Source organism: bacterium (assembly GCA_030654305.1).
In the GTDB taxonomy this organism is placed as follows: Bacteria; Krumholzibacteriota; Krumholzibacteriia; order LZORAL124-64-63; family LZORAL124-64-63; genus PNOJ01.
In genome coordinates this window covers 1-19,745 of the sequence record JAURXS010000128.1, presented here as the reverse complement: position 1 = coordinate 19,745, position 19,745 = coordinate 1, and the positions used below count along the sequence as shown (strand labels likewise).

Annotated in this window: 13 protein-coding genes; 3 read left to right on the top strand and 10 right to left on the bottom strand. The window is 70.1% G+C overall.

Annotated features, from left to right (window positions below; all coding sequences use genetic code 11):
- The 8 genes from Q7W29_03420 to Q7W29_03385 all read right to left on the bottom strand — a co-directional run.
- On the bottom strand, positions 1 to 233 hold a 233-nt coding region (locus Q7W29_03420; protein ID MDO9170861.1), incomplete at its 3' end, for a TusE/DsrC/DsvC family sulfur relay protein.
- A gap of 130 nt (positions 234 to 363) precedes the next feature.
- On the bottom strand, positions 364 to 1,149 hold the full coding sequence (locus tag Q7W29_03415; protein MDO9170860.1) for a hypothetical protein: 786 nt from the start codon (positions 1,147 to 1,149) through the stop codon (positions 364 to 366).
- A gap of 112 nt (positions 1,150 to 1,261) precedes the next feature.
- A complete protein-coding gene (locus tag Q7W29_03410; protein MDO9170859.1) occupies positions 1,262 to 2,884 on the bottom strand; it encodes a glucoamylase family protein in 1,623 nt (540 codons plus the stop codon).
- A 22-nt stretch (positions 2,885 to 2,906) separates the two neighbouring features.
- Positions 2,907 to 3,908: a PorV/PorQ family protein gene (locus Q7W29_03405; protein ID MDO9170858.1), complete on the bottom strand. Its 1,002-nt coding sequence runs from the start codon at positions 3,906 to 3,908 to the stop codon at positions 2,907 to 2,909.
- Positions 3,909 to 3,922: 14 nt separating this feature from the next.
- Positions 3,923 to 7,168, bottom strand: a complete 3,246-nt coding sequence (locus Q7W29_03400) for a hypothetical protein (protein MDO9170857.1) — start codon at positions 7,166 to 7,168, stop codon at positions 3,923 to 3,925.
- Between the two features lie 23 nt (positions 7,169 to 7,191).
- Positions 7,192 to 9,858 carry a TonB-dependent receptor gene (locus Q7W29_03395; protein MDO9170856.1) on the bottom strand — a complete coding sequence of 889 codons (2,667 nt, stop codon included), beginning with the start codon at positions 9,856 to 9,858 and terminating at the stop codon, positions 7,192 to 7,194.
- 71 nt (positions 9,859 to 9,929) lie between these two features.
- Positions 9,930 to 11,813, bottom strand: a complete 1,884-nt coding sequence (locus tag Q7W29_03390; protein MDO9170855.1) for a hypothetical protein — start codon at positions 11,811 to 11,813, stop codon at positions 9,930 to 9,932.
- Positions 11,814 to 11,860: 47 nt separating this feature from the next.
- The gene (locus tag Q7W29_03385; protein ID MDO9170854.1) at positions 11,861 to 12,910 is read right to left on the bottom strand and encodes a LacI family DNA-binding transcriptional regulator; all 1,050 of its coding nucleotides are present in this window, start codon (positions 12,908 to 12,910) and stop codon (positions 11,861 to 11,863) included.
- A gap of 240 nt (positions 12,911 to 13,150) precedes the next feature.
- On the opposite strand from Q7W29_03385, the gene Q7W29_03380 reads away from it, so the two are divergent.
- The 3 genes from Q7W29_03380 to Q7W29_03370 are packed head-to-tail and all read left to right on the top strand — an operon-like array spanning position 13,151 to position 19,121.
- Positions 13,151 to 16,963, top strand: coding sequence for a glycosyl transferase (locus Q7W29_03380; GenBank protein ID MDO9170853.1), 3,813 nt, complete (start codon positions 13,151 to 13,153; stop codon positions 16,961 to 16,963).
- Positions 16,960 to 18,330: a GH1 family beta-glucosidase gene (locus tag Q7W29_03375; protein ID MDO9170852.1), complete on the top strand. Its 1,371-nt coding sequence runs from the start codon at positions 16,960 to 16,962 to the stop codon at positions 18,328 to 18,330. The genes Q7W29_03380 and Q7W29_03375 overlap by 4 nt, the downstream gene beginning before the upstream one ends.
- Positions 18,327 to 19,121, top strand: coding sequence for a prolyl oligopeptidase family serine peptidase (locus Q7W29_03370; protein MDO9170851.1), 795 nt, complete (start codon positions 18,327 to 18,329; stop codon positions 19,119 to 19,121). Before Q7W29_03375 ends, Q7W29_03370 begins: the two co-directional genes overlap by 4 nt.
- Positions 19,122 to 19,130: 9 nt before the next feature.
- On the opposite strand, the gene Q7W29_03365 is transcribed toward Q7W29_03370, so the two are convergent.
- Together Q7W29_03365 and Q7W29_03360 are read right to left on the bottom strand one after the other, a co-directional pair.
- Entirely contained in the window at positions 19,131 to 19,346 is a 216-nt protein-coding gene (locus Q7W29_03365) for a PDDEXK nuclease domain-containing protein (protein ID MDO9170850.1), read from the bottom strand.
- 22 nt (positions 19,347 to 19,368) lie between these two features.
- On the bottom strand, positions 19,369 to 19,745 hold a 377-nt coding region (locus Q7W29_03360; protein MDO9170849.1), incomplete at its 5' end, for a DUF1016 N-terminal domain-containing protein.

Genomic DNA, 19,745 nt, shown 5'->3' with positions numbered 1-19,745 from the left:
GTCTCCTGGCAGAGCCGGCGGACCATCGGAGCCCGGTCGAGGCGGAGCCAGTAGGCGCGCAGGTATTCCAAGACCCGCCAGTGCTCGGCGGTCAGCTCGGTCAGGCCGTCGGCCGCGGCGAAGGCCGTGCCGATCGCGGGGGTCCAGTCGTCGGGGTGGACCATGAAGCCGTCGGGGTCGACGGTCACGCGCACCTCGCCGTGCCGGAAGAGCCTGGGATCGCCGCCCGTCATGACATCCCTCCGCGTCGATGATCGCCGAACGTTAACCCACCTGCGGGGAACGGGCAACAGCCTCCCTCGACGACAGGAGACCCGGCTTGCGCCGGGTCTCCCCCTAAGAGCGGAAGTGAAGTTCTGCCGATTACCGGTACAGGGTCTTCACGGTGCCCCAGGTCATGTCCTCGTTGGCAACGGTGCCCAGGTCCTGGAACACGATGTTCGCCCAGTCGACCTGGACGAAGCCGTTCAGGTCGCCCTCCTGCAGGAACTGCAGGAAGTCGCCGCCGACCTGGGCGTTGTCGAGCATGCCCCAGGCCCCGTAGCCCTCGGCGGGGTTGCCGATGTCGAAGTTCAGCGCGCCGCTGGAATACAGCGTGCCGCCGATGGTGACCTTGTACTCGATGGTCGCCGGGGAGAGCGCGGTGAGGCTGTTGGGCATGTACACGACTTCGGCGTGCACGGTCTCGCCCTTCACGTAGTGCAGGCCCTGCGAGCCGGTGAAGGAGTAGAAGGGCAGGCGGCCGCCGAAGCAGGCGATCTCACCGTCGTTGGTGCGGAAGTTGAAGGCTCCGCCCACGGCCTGGGACCACCACGGAGCGATCGCCAGCGTGGCCTCGGCCTCGCCGGTGCCGCTGATGGTCAGGTCGCAGCTGTAGCTGAAGCCGTCGCCGTTGGCGAAGTTCTGGGAGACGCCGCCGTCGGCGAAGCGCCAGTTGTGGCGGCTGCCCCAGCCGGCGCCGCACATCACCTTCTGCTCGTGGATGGAGACGAGGGTGCCGTAGTTGTTGGTGCTGGTGACGGTGCCCAGGGGGCAGTCGTTCCAGATCCGCGTGGTGATCGTGGCGCTGTTGGGGACGTTGGTGGCCAGGGCCACCGACGAGATGGCCAGCAGCAGCGCCAGCAGCATCAGCTTGTGGGTCGTTTTCATGATGAGTCTCCCTGTTGTTGATCGTTCTAACTCGAACTCTTGCGGATCCGTGTCATTCCGTTTCTTGCCTCACCGCCTCCTCTCCTGACGCATCTCGGCCGCGGTCTCCCTCTCAGCGCACCAGGATGCAACGTTTCCAGACCTTCTCCCGGTCGGACTCCAGGGAGTAGAAATAGGCACCGCTGGGCAGACCCTCGAAGTCGAGGACGACCTGGTGCCCCCCCTTGTCCTGCGATTCGTCGATGTAGGTGCGGACCAGCCTGCCGCGGGCGTCGTACACGCTGAGCGCGACGCGACCCGGCTGCGCGAGGCTGTAGGCGACGGTCGTGGTGCCCTGGCAGGGGTTCGGCGTGTTCTGCCCGAGCTCGAGGCCGGCGGCGGCCCCGTCGCCGACCGCAACGGCCGTCGCCGCCGTGAAGCCGGCCAGCTCCAGGCCGCGGCAGACGTCGGGGTTGCCCCCGAAGCGCTCCCAGATCGACCCGGTGCGGTAGTTCTCGATCATCATGATGATGGGACCCTGGTCGATGCCCAGGTAGTCCTGCGCCCACCAGAAACGCGACAGGTTGAAGGCGTCCTTGAAGCCGTACTCGCCCCAGAGGGCCAGTCGGAAGGAGTCCCAGAACTTGTGCAGCGTGGGGATGACGATCTCCGGCGCGAAGGCGATCGAGCCGCCGGCGGCCGTCGGGGAGATCGTGCCGTTGTCGCTCTGGCCCGGCGGGGCGCCGTGGGCCACGTAGCCGTCGGGATCGATCGAGGCGGTCAGCCCCCACACGTCGCCCGCGTAGCCGACCCAGCCGCCCGGGTTGGCGATGCAGTACGCGCGCGCGGCGAGCGTGGCGCGGCGGGAATTCTCGTGGTAGGTGATGCCCCGGTTCCTCATGTACGCGTCCTGGATCTGGCGGAAGTCGATCCAGCAGTGGCTGTACTGGTGCCCGAAGAGCGGCGGGAAGATGACGTAGGTCTGCCCGTACTGGGTCCCCCACCAGTAGCCGAGCGTCCAGAAATTCCACGTCCAGGCGGGCACCGGGTGGGTGGGCGAGCCGATGGCCAGGATGTAGAGGATCATCGCCTCGTTGTAGCCGACCCAGTCGCCGTAGCCGGCGAAGCCCGTCCCCGGCTTCCAGCCCATGCGGATGCCGTTGCCGCCGTTGCGCATGAAATCCCAGTCCACGCGGTAGTAGATGGAGTCGGCGAGGGCCCGCAGGTGGGTCTCGGGTTCGTCGGGAGCGTCGAAGTACTCCTTGGCGTCGAGGACGCCGGCGATCAGCAGCGCCGTGTCGATCGACGACAGCTCGCAGTCCCAGGTGCGGACGCCCGTGTTCAGGTCGAGGAAGTGGTAGTAGAGGCCCTTGTAGCCGTTGACGTTGGTCGCGGCGGTGCCCTGGGGCACGCTCCAGAGCGTCTCCAGGCCGCGGATGATGCGGTCGCGGGCCGCCGCCCGGGTGACCCAGCCGTGGTCCACGGCGACGCAGTAGGCGGAGTAGCCGAAGCCCTGGGCGGCGATGCTGCAGACGGACCAGTCCTGGCTGCCGTCCTTGATCAGGCCGGACCCCGCGCTCGCCTCCTCCCAGAAATAGTCGAACGCGGTGTGCTGCAGGGTGTCCAGCAGCGCGGGGGTGGTCAGGGCCCAGGCGGCGGGGACCGCCGCCAGCAGGACGGCCGCCGCCAGCGCGGCGACGAAGGTCGCCGCCCGGAGATGCCGCCGGCCGGGGTCGCGCTGCCTGGTGCTCTTCATGTCCGCTCCTCCGGTCCGTGGGCTAGAACTTGATCAGGAACGTCATCCGGTGCGTCGCTTCGAGGTACTCGTGGCTCGCCCAGGCGTAGTCGAACTGGTACCGGTTCGCGCCGAGGTCGCCGCCGACGCCGAAGCCGGCGGTCAGGCCCTGCTCCGAATCCTCCTGGAACAGGGTCTGGTAGCCGAGGCGCAGCGCGAACAGCTCGCGCCAGGACCACTCGCCCCCCAGGTTGACGCTCTCGGAGTTGTCGTTGGGGTGCAGGGCGTCGCAGACGAACAGCAGCCGGTTGTCGTCGTCGAGGCAGTAGGGGACGCAGACGCCGAGGCGGAACTGGATCGGCACCGGGAAGCGGTCGGTGGACTGCTCGCCGGGCAGGGCGCTGTTGTCGCCGTGGGCGTCGGGGTCCTCGTCGTACTGGATGGCGAGGTCGCGGCCGGTGTAGCGGCCCTGCGTGCCGATGTTCGTCAGGCAGAAGCCGATGCTGGTCCCGTCCTCGGTCAGCCGGTAGTGGGTGCCCGCGTTGAAGGTCAGCACGTTGGTCGACGTGTGCCAGACGCGCTCGTTCACGTAGTTCAGCTGGATGCCGGCGGTGAACCGGCTGGTGACCCGGCGGCCGTAGCCCAGGCCGAAGGCGGCGTTGCCCACGTTGAACTTCTCGCCCGTGCCGAGGGGTTCGTCGACGGTGCGCACGTCGATGTCGCCGGACTTGAGCGAGGTGATGCTGGCGAACAGGTTGCCGCCGCCGGCGGGCAGCAGCACCGCCGCGTAGTCGTAGCTGATGTCCGCGAACCAGAGGCTGTGCGTGAACTGGAGCTCGGCGGATTCCGGCAGGCCGATGGCGCCCGTGTTGAAGTAGACCGCCTCGACGCCGCCGGCCAGGCCGACGCCGGCGTTGCCCATGCCGGCGTGGCGGGCCCCGGGCTCGATGCGCAGGAACTGGCCGATGGTCGTGCCGACCTTCGACTGGGCCTGGGCCTGGCCGCTCATGAGCACCGTCAGCAGTACAAGCGCCGCTCGCTTCATGTCTCTCCTCGCGCTCATTTGATGACCGCGAATTTGCCCGTGTATTCCTGCGCGTCGTCGGTGCGGACGTGGTAGATGTACAGGCCCGGCGCGACGTCGAGGTTGTCCTTGGTCCTCAGGTTCCACGCCACGTAGCCGTCCAGCGAACCCTCGTTGCGCAGCGTGTCGACCAGCTCGCCGCGGACGTTGTAGATCCGGATCGTGCAGCTGGACGTCAGGCCCCGGAACTCGAGGCGGCGCTCGCCGCGGCCCGAGACCGCGTAGCGCTCCGGCTCGAAGCTCGCCGAGCCGATGTAGGGGTTGGGCACGACGTACGGCGCGAAGCCGGTCCGGGCCGCCGTCTCGTCGATGCGCGAGCCCGTCGTCGTGAAGACGAAGACGTCGTCGGCCGCGAAGGGGCGGTTCAGGCGCAGCGTGTACTCGTCGCCGGCGCCCGGGGGGGACGCGGGGGCCGGGGTGGCGGCCGCCAGCTGGAAGCGCCAGGTCACGACGGGCGTGCCCGGCTGTTCCGGCAGGTAGGTGACCACGTCGATGATGTCGTTGACGTGGCTGAGGGTGCCGTCGCCGTCGATGTCCCGGAACCGGAAGTTCATGGGCCTCTCGCCGTCGCGCGACAGCGCGGCGACCGTGAACTTGGCGGGGCGCGCCGGCCAGAACGTCATCGCGACGGAGGTGTCGACGAAGGCGTCGGCGAAGCGGATGACGAGGTCGTCCGGGAAGCCCGGACGCACGCGGTTGATCGGCAGCACGGTCTGGTAGAGCACGGTCAGCAGGGCGTCGGTGGCGCCGGCGGTCGAGAATCCCGACGCCGCCTCGTCCACCGTGACGATCCGTTCCGACTGGATCAGGGGCATCATGCCCGCGCCGACCTGCCCGATGCCCAGGGCGTCGAAGTCCGAGCCGCTGTCGAACAGGACCTCGCCGCTGGTGCTGTCGACCAGCGCGTAGGAGGTGGCGCGCAGGCTGTCCGGCGACGGGGAGGCGAACCTGATCTTGAACAGGTGGCCGTCGGGCACGATGTCCGAGTTCAGGACCGCGACGGAAACGGAGCCGAAGCCGCGCCCGGCCACCTGAGTGGCCGTGTCCGCTATCGCGGGCACGTACCCCAGTGCGCGTGGATTGGGCCGCACGTCCACCACGTTGGGCGGCAACACGAGCCCTCCTCGCGGGGTCCGCGAGGGAGCGATGGCGTTCTCGGAAGGGTAGAATTCGAACGCCTCGGAACCGTAGTCGTAGGAAGTGACCGCGTAGTAGTAGCGCTGCCCGTTGGTCACGCTGTAGTCGGTCCAGGTGTGGGTGAGGCCGCTGTCGGTGCCGAGGTAGTAGGCCACGCCGTCCACGATCTGGGTCGAGAAGCCGCTGCGGCCGTTGTCGAGGTCGAACTGGGCGATGGGCCGGCCGTTGCCGATGGGGCCGCTGCCGGTGCCGGTGGTGATCACCTGGGGGTCGACGAAGTCCGGGTCGGTGGAGCGGTAGACGCGGTAGCCCTCGAAGTCGAACTCGCCCGTCACGGGGTCGGCGCTGCTTTCGGAGACGTCGTTCCAGGACAGGCGCACGAAACCGTCGCCGGCCTCCGCGGTCAGGGTCGGCAGCGGCGGCGGCACGGCGAAGCGGTAGTTGGCGTCGTAGATGCGCTGCACGGTGCGGACGCCGCGGCGCAGCTCCTCCAGGTCGGCGCCGTAGGCCAGGGCCAGGCTGAAGCGCTCGGTCTGGCCGGCGCGCAGCTTGAAGGGGCCCGAGGCGAAGAAGAAGCCGATGTTGTAGTTGGAGGCCAGCGGCTCGCCGAAGCGCACCTCCGGGTCGGGGTCGGTGAACTGCTCGTACAGGCGCCGCGGCCAGTCGTCGCTGTTGGTGAAGAAGACGATGCCGTCGGTCGTCTGGTCGGGGTTGCCCTGCCCGGCGCGGATGCGGTTGATCCGGAAGCCGGTCAGGCCGATCTGGTCGGACTCGTTGAGGTCGGTGCCGTCGAAATTGGGCTCGCCCTCGGTCGGGATGCCGTCGCGCTCGCCCTCGTCGCCGGTGTCGTCGAGGCCATCGGCGCCGATGTCGTGGTTGGCGGCGACCCAGTCCAGGTCCTCGTCGCCGGTCCACCACAGGCCCTCGACGTAGGCGGGCATCTCCGCGAGCGGGCCGTAGGTGATCTCGAAGCGGGCCAGGTCGTAGTTCGCCGCGACGTGGTCGGCGATGGCCTGCTGCCCGACGATCAGCACGCCGGGGCCGCCCTCGCGCCGCTCGTCGACGAAGCCGTCCTCGTCGTTGTCGATGACGTCCAGGGCGTTGCCCGGCGTCTCCATGAAGGCGTAGCCGAGGTAGCCGGTGCGGGCGCAGGCGCTGCTGAGGTCGCGGCCGTGGCCGTAGCGGTCCCAGGTGTAGACCAGGTTCAGGATCTGGTCGTCGAAGGTGCGGTCGAAGTAGGCGTTGTCGTCGTCGGACTCGTAGATGCCGTCGCAGGAGAGGGCCGCGCCGCCCACGCCGGAGTCCATGTAGAGGCCGAACACGACGTTGTCGTCGTAGTCGGTGGTGCCCTCGTTCGTGATGTCGTAGTGCCAGAAGATCACGTTGCGGGCCTGCGGGTTGGCCCACTGGAAGCCGCGGACCTCGAGGCGCAGGCCCAGGCCGTTGCGCGTGGAATCGCGGGCGTCGGGGAAGAAGTACCAGGCGTCGTAGTAGTCGTCGTCCAGGACGACGTAGCTCTCCTGGTCGGCCACGACCTGCTTGCCGAAGTAGCCGTTCCAGCTGCCGGGCCAGCCCGGGTCGGTCGGGTCGTCGAGGCGGTCGGGCCAGGAGGCGGGCCAGGTCCGCGGGTCGTTGCTGATGGCCGGCGAGAGCCCGGAGTTGAGGTCGGGGTTCGACTCCAGGTAGCCCGGGCGCGGTTCGAAGCGCATCATGCGGTTGGTGTAGGGGCTGATGCCCTGCCGCTCGCGGAAGCCGGTCTCCATGATGTACGACTCGACGCCGTTGCCCTGCACGATCTTCGTCAGCACGAACGGCGTGATGCCGTCGCTGTAGTTCATGCCGCTGCCCTTGGGCACCTCGGCCGAGTGGAACACGCTCAGGTCCACGTTGGACGGGTTCGCCGGGTAGTCGCCCACCATGCCGTAGTTCCAGAAGATGGTGCGGATGTTGTTGGCGTCGTGCTGGCCCGAGCGCTCCAGCGTGTGCCGGCCGCGCTGCTCCTGCGGGACGGGCGTGGGCACGTCGGCGGCGGCCGCCCAGGCGATGGCCAGGACCGCGAGGGCCGCGGCGGCGGGTCTAAACATGCTGCGGGGCCTCCGTTCGCGCATCACAGCAGACCTCCGGTGATCCTGACGCCGATCTCGATGCGCCGCGGCGGGTAGAACCGCGTCGGATCCGAGAGGATGGCGCGGTCCAGGTCGGAGAAGCGCGAGTAGTAGGGGCTGCCGGTGTCGGCGAAGATCGAACCGTTGAAGTACCGGCTGTCGAACGCGTTGAAGACGCGCAGGAAGGCGCTGGCCCCCTCGCCCAGCCGCTTCTCGGCGCGCAGGTCCACGATCATGCCGGCCGGCTTGGTGGCGGAGTTGGTGTCCAGCCCGCTGCCGTGCCCGCGCTCGATCACCGGCGTGTAGGGCTGCCCGCTGACCAGGCGCACGACGGCGCTCACGTCGAGGTCCTCGGCCGCGGCCAGCGAAGCCGTCAGGTTCAGCGTGTGGCGCTGGTCCCAGTTGAAGGGCACCAGGCGCGGGTTGGCGTCCTCGCCGTTGGTCGACCGCGTGAAGGTCTCGTAGGGGTCGCTGGAGTTGCCCATCGCCCGCTGCCAGGTGTAGTCGAGCGAGACGCCGGCCGGACCGAGGCGGCGGTGGTCGAGGCTGACGGTCACGCCGAAGACGTTGCCGAAGTCGACGTTGGTCAACCGGGCGTAGGGCACGCCCATGTAGGTGTCGACGAACTCCACGCCCAGCAGGTCGCGGACGTCCTTGTAGAAGGTCGTCACCGTGAAGCCGAAGTCCTGGTTGACGGCGTGCTTGTAGCCGATCTCGTACTGGACGGTCGTTTCGGGCCGCACGTCGGGGTTGCCGAGCACGCCGATGCGGGACTCGTCGCCCGCCTGCAGGTTGGCCACGACGTCGTAGTTCGCGTTGTTGAACATGGTGCCGATGGCCGGGAACTGCCGGAAGTGGCCGTACGCGAAGTGGATGGCCGCGTAGTCTTCGATGGGGTAGGCGACGCCGATGCGCGGGGAGACGGCCATCTTGACGGTCGTGTCCTGCGGGTGCGACAGCGGGGCCCCCTCGATCGCGTTCGCCGGGTTGGCGAGGTCGCTGGGGATGGTCGAGTTCGCGTCGAAGTACTCCAGGCGCAGGCCCACGCGCACCTTGAGGTCGGGGTACTCGGCCTGGTCCTGCAGGAAGACGGCCCCCATCCGCGGGTGGTAGGTCTGCACGGGCAGGAAGGTCGGCGGCCGGTTGAGGTAGCGGGTCAGCTGCTCGACGACCTCGCCGTCGACGCTCTCGCTGGTGAAGACCAGGTGGCCGGGCGTGCCGTACTGGACCTCGGGTGCGCTGACCTCGAAGCCCGTCTTGAGCTGGTGCTCCTGAGAGACCTGGCTGACCAGCGCGCTCTTGATCACCCAGTCGTCGGTCTTCTGGTAGAAGCGCGTGAAGTCGTAGCCCTCCACCACGGCGCCGTACTCGTAGTTGACGGTGCCCTCGGCGCCGCCGCCCGCGTCGTAGCGCGCGTCGTAGACGTCCGCGAAGGCGAAGTCCTCGTACTCGACGAAGTTCTCGCGGATGCTCAGGTCGAGGTACGTGGCGTCGCCGAAGGTGCGGGTGAGATCCAGGCCGTGGGTGATGGAGAAGCGGTCCTGCTTCGAGAGCCCGTCGGGGTTGAAGCGGTAGGCCCAGGTGGTGCGGCGGCTCTCGTTCCAGCCGACCAGGGCCTGGTAGTTGAGCTTCAGGCCCGCGAAGGAGGTGTTGGTCAGCTTGACGACGCCGCTCCACTCCCGGTTGTAGCCCAGCGGGACCGACTCGTTGTCGCCGGAGGGGTTGAATTCCATCCGCGCGAAGTCGTTGTCGTCGGTGGGCAGGAAGCGCCGCGTGGCGTAGATGTAGTCGTTGAAGATCGAGCGGCGGGCGCTGGCCAGGAACACCGTGTCGCGCAGCGGGGTCGGCCCGCTGGCCGACGCCTGGAAGTTCAGGATGCCCGTGGGGTGGATCGTCTCGTCGGTGCGGCGGTCGTCGCCGCGGCCGGGGAAGACGAAGCCGCCGGTGTAGGCCTCGCCGCTCCAGGCGAACTCCTCGGTCCCCTGCTTCAGCACGGCGTTCACGACGCCGCTCATGGCCTGGCCGTACTCGGCGTCGAAGGTGCCGCTGATGACCTGCACCTCCTGCAGGAGCGAGCGGTCGACCGAGACGATGGACTTGTTGTCGAAGGCGTTGTTCACGCTGACGCCGTCGACCTGGTACTGGACCTCGCCCGTGCGCCCGCCGCGGAAGTGCCCGTCGACCACGCCCGCCTGCAGGTTCACGACGTCGTTCAGCTCCTGCACCGGCAGGGCCTCGATGTCCTCGCTGGTCAGCGTGGTCTGGGAGCTCGTCATGGCGAGCTCCACCGGCGGCCGCTCGGCGGTGATCACGACTTCGGCCGCGCGGAGCGTCGTCTCGCCCAGCTTGACGTCCTGGCGGGTCGTGTTGTCCGAGGACACGGTCACGTTGCGGATCGTCAGCGGGTCGAAGCCGAGGCGCGTGATCTTCAGGTCGTAGGCGCCCGGCGCCACGTTGAGGATGCTGTACTGCCCCTCGGCGTCGGTGTAGGCGCCGAGACGCGTGCCGACCACCACGACGGTGGCGGCCGCCACGGGCTTGCCGTCGACGTCGAGGATGCGGCCGGCGATGCGGCCGGTGGTGCCGCCCCGCACCGTCGCCGCGGCGGCGAGCAGCAGCAGGCAGGTCAGGGTCAGACGGATGAATCTCGCCGGGGCGGAACAACTCACGTCTGGTCATCCTCCGTGGTTGCGGACCCGGCGGCGCGGGGTCCCCCCCGCGCCGCCGCGCCCGCGTGCGGTCACTTCAGGAAGATCGTCTTGCCGCGCAGCGTCCCGCGCTCGGCGCCGGTCTCCGGATCCACCATCTGCAGCCGGTACAGGTACAGGCCGGCGGCGTGGTCGCCGCCCTCGAACAGCGGGACCGCGTGCTCGCCGTCGCCCTGGACGCCGAGCTGGCGGCGCTCGACCGTGCGGCCCATGACGTCGTACACCTCGATCGTCACCTGGCTGCGCTGGGGCATCGCATACATGATCAGCGGCCGGGACGAGGCGTTCTGCGAGGCCCGCGCCGACGCGTAGCCCCCGTCCTGCCCGCCGTCGCTCACGCCCGTGGCGTTCGGGGCGAGGTGCACCCAGGCGGCGCAGCAGGTGCCCTCGTACTCGCGGAACCACCAGGTGCGCGTGCCGTAGCTGTCGGTGGCGGGGAGGAACGAGTCGCCGTCGAGCACGGTGAGGCCCGGGAAGAACGCGCGGTCGCCCAGGCCGCTGGGGTAGCCCAGGGCCGTGAGGTCGATCGCGAGCTCGGCCGTGTAGCCGGTGTCGGGCTCGAGGCCGAGCGTGTCGACCGACGTGCCGGCCATCAGGGACACGGCGACCTGGGCCGTCGTCTCGGCCACCATGCTGGCCAGGTAGTCCTGGGGGACCGCGGAGCCGTCGGCGCCCACCTGGAACGCCAGCCGGCGACCGGTGAGGTTGTTGTCGTTGCCGCGGTCGTCGCGGTCGTTGATCGTGAGCAGCAGGCCGTCCCAGCGGCTGAAATCGGGGTGGTACTGGACCACCATGTCGCGGGCCTCGAGGCCCACGTAGAGCATGTCGCCCTTGACGTACATCTTGACCGTGACGTCGGCGGGGTCGAGCACGAAGGCCGTGCCGCCGTTCACCGCCGGCTGGTACTCGCCGGCGCGGGCGGACGCGACGCCGGGGTAGCTCTCGCGCAGCGCGTCGTCGCCGTGGCGGATGTCGACCGAGAAGATGCCGGCATCCGACCAGGCCGCCTCGTTCAGGACGCCGTCGATCGTCGGCGTGGCGTTGATCTCGGTGATGACGAACTCGGGCTCGACGACGGGCACGGGGCCGGACGCGGTCGTCACGTCGGGGCTCGCGTGGATGCGGACCTCGTTGTACCAGGCGGCGTTGCCCCAGGGGCCCTGCCACCAGACGCGGGCGGCGCTGAAGCGCAGCGGGTCGATCGGCCAGAACCAGTCGCAGTCGTAGACCGAGACGTTCCATTCGACGATGTCGCCGCCGGGCTGCGTCACGTCGTAGCCCATGACGGCCAGGTCGAAGCGCATCTCGACGGTGTAGCCGGTGTCGTCGACCGTGTCGCTGTTCTTGACGCCGTGGACGACGGTGACGGCGTCCCAGGCCGCGATCTGCTCCGGCGTGCGGGGCACGGCGGGGTCGAAGCTGCCCCAGCGGCCGTAGAACCTGGGCTGCTGCGTGGCCGGCTGCGGGTCGGGAGTGCCGCCGAGGTTCCAGAAGGCGTACACGTACTCGGCGACGGGCTTGTAGGTGCCGAGGACGGCGTGGTCCTTGAGGCCCATGATGAAGCCGTCGAAGCGGTTGAACTCCACGGAGCCGCCCACCGACTTGTCCTGCACCTCGAAGCCGACGTAGAGCTGGTTGCCGTTGACCAGGAACTTCATGTTCGCGACGGTGGCGTCGACGGGCGGCCAGCCCGCCTCCATCTTCCAGCCGCTGCCGGGGATGCCGGAGTCGGCGCCGAACTCGACGGTCTTCGACTCGGCGGCGGCCCAGGCGGCCTCGTTCAGCACGCCGTCGAGAGCGATCGTGGCCGTCGTGGTCCGGGCCCAGATGGCGTCCTCGCGGACGGTCTGCGCCTGGACGGCGGCGGCGGACATGAACGCCGCGGCCACCAGCAACAACATGGTCATGCGTTTCACGGTTGGGACCTCCTGGGTAACTGCGACGTTGGCGTGCCGATGGGTATTCATCGCTGTTGATCCGCCTCCGCACCGAGCGTGGTGTTCGTCGCCACGGCGGGTTTCGCCCCGCAGGAGCTGCGCACCTTCAGGACGACATCGATGGTCTGGACGGTCACCTTCTCGCCTTCGGGATCGGACAGGGTGTCGAGCATCAGCCGCACGGCCTTCTGGCCGAGGGCGTAGGCGTCGACGTGGACGGTGGTCAGGGGGGGGCGCATGTACTGGGCCATGGTGATGTTGTCGAAGCCGACGACCGCCATGTCGTGCGGCACCGACAGGCCCGCGTTCCCCAGGGCGCTCATCAGGCCGATGGCCATGCAGTCGTTGGCCGCGAAGACGGCGGTCGGCCGCGGCCGCCGGTCCAGCAGGGCCGCCGCGGCGGCGTAGCCCGAGGACTCCCGGAAATCCCCCTGCACGACGAGCTCGGCGCGCGGCAGGATCCCCGCCTCCGCCAGGCCGCGATAGTAGCCGCGCAGGCGCTCCTCGGCATCGACGTTGCCCGCGGGCCCGGCGACCATCGCGATCTCGCGGTGGCCGAGCCCGACCAGGTGCGCCACCACGGCGCGGGCGCCCGAGAAGCTGGCGATGGACACCGAGCTGCAGCCGTCGACCGCGAAGGGGGGGCTGATCAGCACCACCGGCAGGCGGCGGCGGATCTTGGTGACCGATTCGACGGTGATGCTGTCCGGGGCCATCATGACCAGGCCGTCGATGCGGCCGCGCATGGCGCGGGTGGCGGTCAGGACGTCCTCGACGCTGGCGTGGGAGCCGGAGACCAGGGTCTGGTACTTCTCGCGCTTGGCCAGCTGGTCGATGCCGCGGATGACTTCGGAGAAGAAATCCCCGTAGAGGTCGGGGAGCAGGACGCCGAGGGTGTTGGAGCGGCTGGTGGTGAGGCTGCGGGCGGCGCCGTTGGGCCAGTAATCGAGGGCCGACGCCGCCGTCCAGACCTGCGTCGCGGTGTCCTCGCTGACGGCGGTGTTGCCGTTGAAGACTCGCGACACGGTGGCGATCGATACCCCGGCTGTCTTGGCGACATCTCGGATCGTGGCCATCTATCTTCTCCCGACCGCGCCTCCTGCTTGACGACCGCGCGCCATCCCTGTCGCGCGCGCACCGGTGAACTGCGCTGCGGATGTGGTTTCCGTGAGCGCGATGTAAACGGTTTCATAAATTCAACCTTCTGTCAACCCCCCAATTGACAAATGGGCTGAAATCACCTAATCGTTGCCTGGAATTCGAGGGGACCACGACCTGATCCGCCTCGCCGTACCCCGTGCCGGGAGTTGCTGCAGATGGACGACGGTCGGTTGCCCCGCATTCCGGACCCCTGCCGGCCGTCCCCTCCCGCCGCCCTGCTGTCGGCCGCCGGCACGACCACCCTGATCACAGCCCAAGGGACCGGTTTCACGGCCCAAAATGGCGTGAACCTTACCCTGTGGCGAAGCGACCGCATCACCGATGGCGATGGATCGTTCTATTATATCAGGGATCGTGAGAATTGTCAGTACTGGGTTCTGGGAAAGCCGGGAATGGGCCGGTCGGGCGCGGTCCGGCGAGCCGTCTGGGAGCCAGGCGTTTACACGATCGAGCACGAACAGGCCGGGATCGCCGCCCGCCTGGAGGTCTGCGTCGACCCCGATGGTTGTGAGATCCGGCGCGTCACGCTGACCAACCGGTCCGGGAGGCGGCGCTGGCTGGACCTGACCATCGCCGCCGAGGTCGTCCTGGCGCCAGCGGCGGCCCACGCCTCGCACCCCGTTTTTTCCAACTTGTTCCTGCAGACGGAGTTCGACGCTTCGTCGCGGGCCCTGCTGGTCCGCCGCCGGCCCCGCGGGGCGGACGAATCCCCGCCCTGGCTGGTCCTGGCCGATCTGGGGGACGATACCCCCGAATACGAGACGGACCGCCACCGCTTCCTCGGCCGCGGCGGCAGCCTGCTCCAACCGGCTGCCCTGACCGCGACCGGTTCGTTGTCCGGCACCACGGGCAACGTGCTGGATCCCGTGGTCGCCCTGCGCCGGACCCTCACCCTGGATCCTGACGAGAACGTCGCCTGCAGCACCCTGCTGGGAGCCGCCCGGGACCGGGACGCGGCCCTGGCCCTGGTCTGCGGTCCGTCCGGCCGTCGCCGGGCGGCGATGGCCATCGCGAACGCCCGCGAGTCGGCTCGCCTCGATCTGAAGCGGGCCGGTCTCACGACTGCCGAAGCCGCCTACCTGCAGGACCTCGCCGGCGCGATGCTCTACGGCGACCCTCGCCTGCGGGCCGCGCCGGACACGCTGGCGCGCGCGACGGCCGGGCCCGGCGACCTCGCCCGGCTCGGCCTGGACGGCGAGGCGATCCTCGTCGTGCTGGACGCGCGGTCGGGCGCGGACCCGGCCCTGCAGGAGAGGTTGCGCGCCGCGTCGCGCTACTGGCGGTCGCTCGGCTTGGCGGTGTCGCTGATCGAGCTGGACGGCGTTCACGAACTGGACGGGAACGACATCGACCTCATCCTGTCCCGCGCCCTCCTGGTGGTCCGGGACCGCATGCCCGACCTCGCCGGGATCCCCGCGGAACCGACCGCGCCGCCGGTCTGGCCCCGCGCCGCGACAACCCACGCCCCCGCGCCGCCGCTGCCGGACGCGGCAGACTCGCTGCAGCGCTGGAACGGCTGCGGCGGCTTCGCTGCGGACGGGCGCGAGTACGTGATCCGGCTCACCCGCGGCCGCGACGGCCGCCCGGTCCTGCCGCCGCAACCCTGGGTCAACGTGGTGGCGAACGAGTCGTTCGGCTTCCTGGTCAGCGAGACCGGCGCCGGCACGACGTGGAGCGTCAACAGCCGCGAGCGCCGGCTGACGCCCTGGGCGAACGATCCGGTCGGCGACCCCCACGACGAGTCGTTCTTCGTGCGCGACGAGGACGACGGCGTCTTCTGGTCCTGCTTGCCCGGCCCCCGGCCCGGCGAGGGCGACTACGAGATGCGCCACGGCTTCGGCTACAGCCGCTGCCTCCACGAGAGCCGCGGCCTGGCCCTCGACACGCTGCTGTTCGTGTCGCGCGACAAGCCGGTGCGCTTCGTCCGCGTCGGCGTGACCAACCGCGGCCCGTCGCTGCGCCGGCTGTCCGTCTTCGCCCACAGCCGCCTGGTCCTGGGCGACCGCCCCGCGTCCGACGGCCGGTACGTGGTGACAGCGCGCGGCGACGGCGACGGCCTGCTGTTCGCGCGCAACCGCCAGGCCGGGCCGCACGCCGAACGCGCGGCCTTCGGCGCCGTTCACGCGGATGGCGGCCGGGCGCGGCTGCACGGCTGCGGCGATCGCGCCGCCTTCCTGGGCGCCGGGGGCGACCCGTCCTGCCCCGAGGTCCTGCGCCGCGGCGACTTGCCGGGCCGGATCGGCGCGGGTCTCGACGCCTGCTTCTCGCACCAGGCGACCTTCGAGCTGATGCCGGGCGAGAGCGCCGACATCGTGCTGCTGCTGGGGGACGCCGCGAGCGAGGCGGAGGCCCGCGATCTGGCGGCGGCGATGACCGTCGCCGGCGCCTGGCGCCGCGAGTTCGACGCGGTGACCGGATTCTGGCGTGAGCTGCTGTCGGCGGTGCGGGTCGAAACCCCCGCGCCGGCGCTGGACCTGATGGTCAACGGCTGGCTGCCCTACCAGACGCTGTCGTGCCGGATCTGGGGGCGCACGGCGCTGTACCAGTCCGGCGGCGCCTTCGGCTTCCGCGACCAGCTGCAGGACGCCTCGTCGCTGGCGCCGCTGCTGCCCGCGGCGCTGCGCGGCCAGATCCTGCTGCACGCCGGCCACCAGTTCCGCGAGGGCGACGTGCTGCACTGGTGGCACACCCCCGACGACCGCGGCCTGCGCACCCGCTTCGCCGACGACCTGCTGTGGTTGCCGCTGCTGGCCGCCGACTACGTGCGCGCCACCGGGGACCGCGGCGTGATGGCCGCGGTCGCGCCGTTCCTCGACGCGCCGGCGCTGGACGTCGGCGAGGACGAGCGCTTCGTGAAGGCAATGCCGTCCGGCGAGGGCGCCGATCTCTACGATCACTGCTGCCGCGCCCTGGACCGCTCCCTGTCCGTCGGCGCGCACGGCCTGCCGCTGTTCGGCTGCGGCGACTGGAACGACGGCATGAACCGCGTCGGCCGCGAGGGCCGCGGCGAGAGCGTGTGGATGGCCTTCTTCCTCTGCACCGTCATCGAAGCCTTCGCGCCGTTCTGCGACGAGCGCGGCGACGCCGCCCGCGCCCGCCGCTACCGCGAGCACGCCGCTCGCCTTCGCGAGGCCGTCGAGCGCGACGGTTGGGACGACGCCTGCTACCGCCGCGGCTACTACGACGACGGCGCGCCGCACGGCACCGCCGGCGATAGCGAGTGCCGCATCGACGCGCTGGCCCAGTCCTGGTCGGTGCTCTCCGGCGTCGCGCGGCCCGACCGCGCCGCCGCCGCGCTCGACGCGGTGGAGAAGCATCTCGTGGACGAGGAGCACGGCCTGATCCGCCTGCTGACGCCGCCCTTCGTCGACACGCCCCACGACCCCGGTTACATCAAGGGCTACGTTGCGGGCGTGCGCGAGAACGGAGGCCAGTACACGCACGCCGCCCTGTGGTTCGTGCGCGCCGTGGCCGAGGCCGGCCGCAACAACCGCGCCCTGGCCCTGCTGGAGGCGATCAACCCGGTCAACCTGTCCGACACCGCGGCCCGCGTCGCCGTCTACCAGGTCGAACCCTACGTCGTCGCCGCGGACGTCTACGGCGCCGCGCCGCACGTCGGCCGCGGCGGCTGGACCTGGTACACCGGCTCCTCGGGCTGGATGCACCGCACCGCGCTGGAGTCGATCCTGGGCTTCCGGCTCGCGGGCGGCGACGCGTTCGAACTGCGCCCCTGCGTGCCCGACGACTGGCCGCGCTACGGGATCGCCTGGCGCGCCCCGGACGGCGCGACGACCTACGACATCGCGGTGCTCAATCCCGACGGCCGCGCCCGCGGCGTGGTCTCCGCCACGCTCGACGGCGAGCCGCTGGCCTGCACGGGCGGCGGCGTGCGCGTGCCGGTCGCGCGCGACGGTCGCGCCCACCGCGTCGAGGCGATCCTCGGCGACAGCCCCGGGAGCGCGTCGTGACGCCAGGGAAGGGTTTCCCCGCCGGCTTCCTGTGGGGCGCGGCCACCTCGGCCTACCAGATCGAAGGCTCGCCGCTGGCCGACGGCGCCGGCCCGAGCAACTGGCATGTCTTCTCGCACACGCCCGGCTGCACCCACGACGGCGACACCGGTGACGTCGCCTGCGACCACTACCGTCTCTGGCGGCAGGACGTGGACCTGATGGCCGGGATGGGCCTGAACGCCTACCGCTTCAGCGTCGCGTGGAGCCGCGTGCAGCCCGACGGCCGCGGCGCGGTCAATCCCGCCGGCCTCGCCTTCTACGACCGGCTGGTCGACGGCCTGCTCGAGCGCGGCCTGACGCCGAACCTGACGCTGTACCACTGGGACCTGCCCGAGGCGCTCGAGGCCGCCGGCGGCTGGACGAATCCCGAGATCGTGGACCGCTTCGCCGATTACGCGCGCGTCCTCGCCCGCGCGCTCGGCGACCGGGTGGGCATGTGGTCGACGTTGAACGAGCCGTGGGTCGTGGTCGACGCCGGCTACCTGCACGGCGTCCACGCGCCCGGCCGCCACGACCCCGCCGCGGCCATGCGCGCCGCGCACCACCTGCTGCTGGCCCACGGCGCCGCGGTGCGTGCGGTGCGCGAAGAGTCGCCGCGCGCCAGGGTCGGCATCGTCGTCAACATCGAGCCCAAGTACCCCGCCAGCGCCGATCCGGCCGACGTGGCCGCGACCGCCCGTGCGGACGCCGCCATGAACCGCCTGTACCTGGACCCGCTGCTGCTGGGGCGCTACCCCGAGGAAATGCCGGCGATCTACGGCAACGCCTGGCCCGATCACCCGGCGGGCGACTTCGCCCTGATCCGCGAGCCGCTCGACTTCCTCGGCATCAACTACTACACCCGCGCGGTGGTGCGCCACGACGACGGCGTGCCCTTCCTGCGCGCCGTTTCGGTGCCCCAGCCGGACGTCGAGCACACGGATCTGTCGTGGGAGGTCCACCCCGCGAGCCTGACCCTCATGCTGCTCTGGATCCGCGAGCGATACGGGAGCATCCCCCTGTACATCACCGAGAACGGCGCGGCCTTCCCGGATCCGGACACGTCGCCCCGCGAAGGGCTGGACGATCGGCGCCGGGTCGCCTATTTCCGCGGCCACCTGCGCGCGCTGCGCGAGGCGATCGCCCACGGCGCCGACGTGCGCGGCTACTTCGCCTGGTCGCTGCTGGACAACTTCGAGTGGGCCTGCGGCTACGCCAAGCGCTTCGGCATCATCCACGTGGACTTCGCCACGCAGAAGCGCACGCCCAAGGCCAGCGCGCGCTACTACGCCGAGGTGGTCCGCACCAACGGCGCCGAGTTCGACGCACCGGAGGTGCCGCAATGAAACGCTGGCTGCTGGCGGGAGGCCTGATCATGACGCTGTTCAGCGCCGCGGTCACGGCGGCCGGCGGCAACGCCACCGGCTTCCTCGACCGCACCCTGACGCAGGACGGACGTGCCCACCGCTACCAGGTCTACGTGCCGTCCGATTTCACGCCGGACCGCGCCTGGCCCGTGATCCTGTTCCTGCACGGCAGCGGCGAACGCGGCGACGACGGGCTGCGGCAGACGCAGGTCGGCCTGCCGTCGGCGATCCGCTGGAGCCGCGAGCGCTTCGAGGCGATCGTCGTGATGCCGCAGCTGCCGGCAGGGTGCACCTGGACCGGGGACATGGCGTCGCTGGCCCTGGCGGCGCTCGACGCCGCCGTCGCCGAATTCCACGGCGACGCGGACCGGCTCTACCTGACCGGGCTCTCGCTCGGGGGCTACGGCACGTGGCTGCTAGCGGCCGAACAGCCCGGGAAGTTCGCGGCGATCGCGCCGGTGTGCGGGGGCATCGTGCCGCCGCCGGGCGGCGCGACATCGGTCGTGCAGCTGCCGGCGACCGTCGGCCTGGCGGATCCGTACGCGGAGACGGCGCGGCTGGTCGGCGCGACACCGACCTGGATCTTCCACGGGGCCGACGATACGGTGATCCCGCCGTCGGAGTCGCGGCGGATGGCGGCGGCTTTGCGGGCCGCCGGCAACGAGGCGCACTTCACCGAATACCCGGGTGTCGGGCATGGGGCCTGGGATCCGGCCTACGGTGATCAGGATTTCTGGGCGTGGCTGTTCGCGCAGAAGCGAGGCCGCTGAGGAGAAGGCTCAGCGCCTAACCATCGCCGCCTGTCTGCCCTTTTGAACCACAGCCTCAAGTTCAGCTGCGCTCGGCAACAGCACCTCATACCGCGCCGCCAGGATCCGTTTCTCCCCTTCCGGCAACGTCATGCGCACGACCGCGTCGTTCTTACGCGAACACAGCGCGATACCGACGGTCGGCTCCTCGTGAATCTCACGTTGGGTGCGGTCGTACCAGTTCACATACATCTGCAATTGACCAAGATCACGGTGAGTGAGCTTGCCGAGCTTGAGATCGATCTCGCTCGTAATGGAGTGAGGCGATCTGTCGCTCGAGTTCGCGGCTAGACCAGCCTTCGCGTGCGGCCTCGACTTCGTAGAAGGAGCGTGCGGCGGGGTCGGATACGGTCATCAGCAACCGATAATGAGACCAGCCAAGCACCTGTTGGAATTGAGGATGCGTTGTTGGCACCAATTGGCTCCACAGTGCGGAGCCAATTATTTGATCGTGGTTTTCAATGCCTGGCGTTGGCGACTCTGGAGCAACCGCGTAGGTTTGATAGAATCGCCGCATTCGCTTGAGGTTCGGCAAGCTGTAGCCCCTGCCGAAGCGTACCGTCAGATGCTCCGAGAGTTGGCCAA

Coding starts and splice junctions, on each gene's coding strand:
- Q7W29_03405 (MDO9170858.1), bottom strand. CDS start 3,908: ATGAAGCGAGCGGCGCTTGTACTGCTGACGGTGCTCATGAGCGGCCAG.
- Q7W29_03415 (MDO9170860.1), bottom strand. CDS start 1,149: ATGAAAACGACCCACAAGCTGATGCTGCTGGCGCTGCTGCTGGCCATC.
- Q7W29_03370 (MDO9170851.1), top strand. CDS start 18,327: ATGAAACGCTGGCTGCTGGCGGGAGGCCTGATCATGACGCTGTTCAGC.
- Q7W29_03410 (MDO9170859.1), bottom strand. CDS start 2,884: ATGAAGAGCACCAGGCAGCGCGACCCCGGCCGGCGGCATCTCCGGGCG.
- Q7W29_03400 (MDO9170857.1), bottom strand. CDS start 7,168: ATGTTTAGACCCGCCGCCGCGGCCCTCGCGGTCCTGGCCATCGCCTGG.
- Q7W29_03380 (MDO9170853.1), top strand. CDS start 13,151: ATGGACGACGGTCGGTTGCCCCGCATTCCGGACCCCTGCCGGCCGTCC.
- Q7W29_03385 (MDO9170854.1), bottom strand. CDS start 12,910: ATGGCCACGATCCGAGATGTCGCCAAGACAGCCGGGGTATCGATCGCC.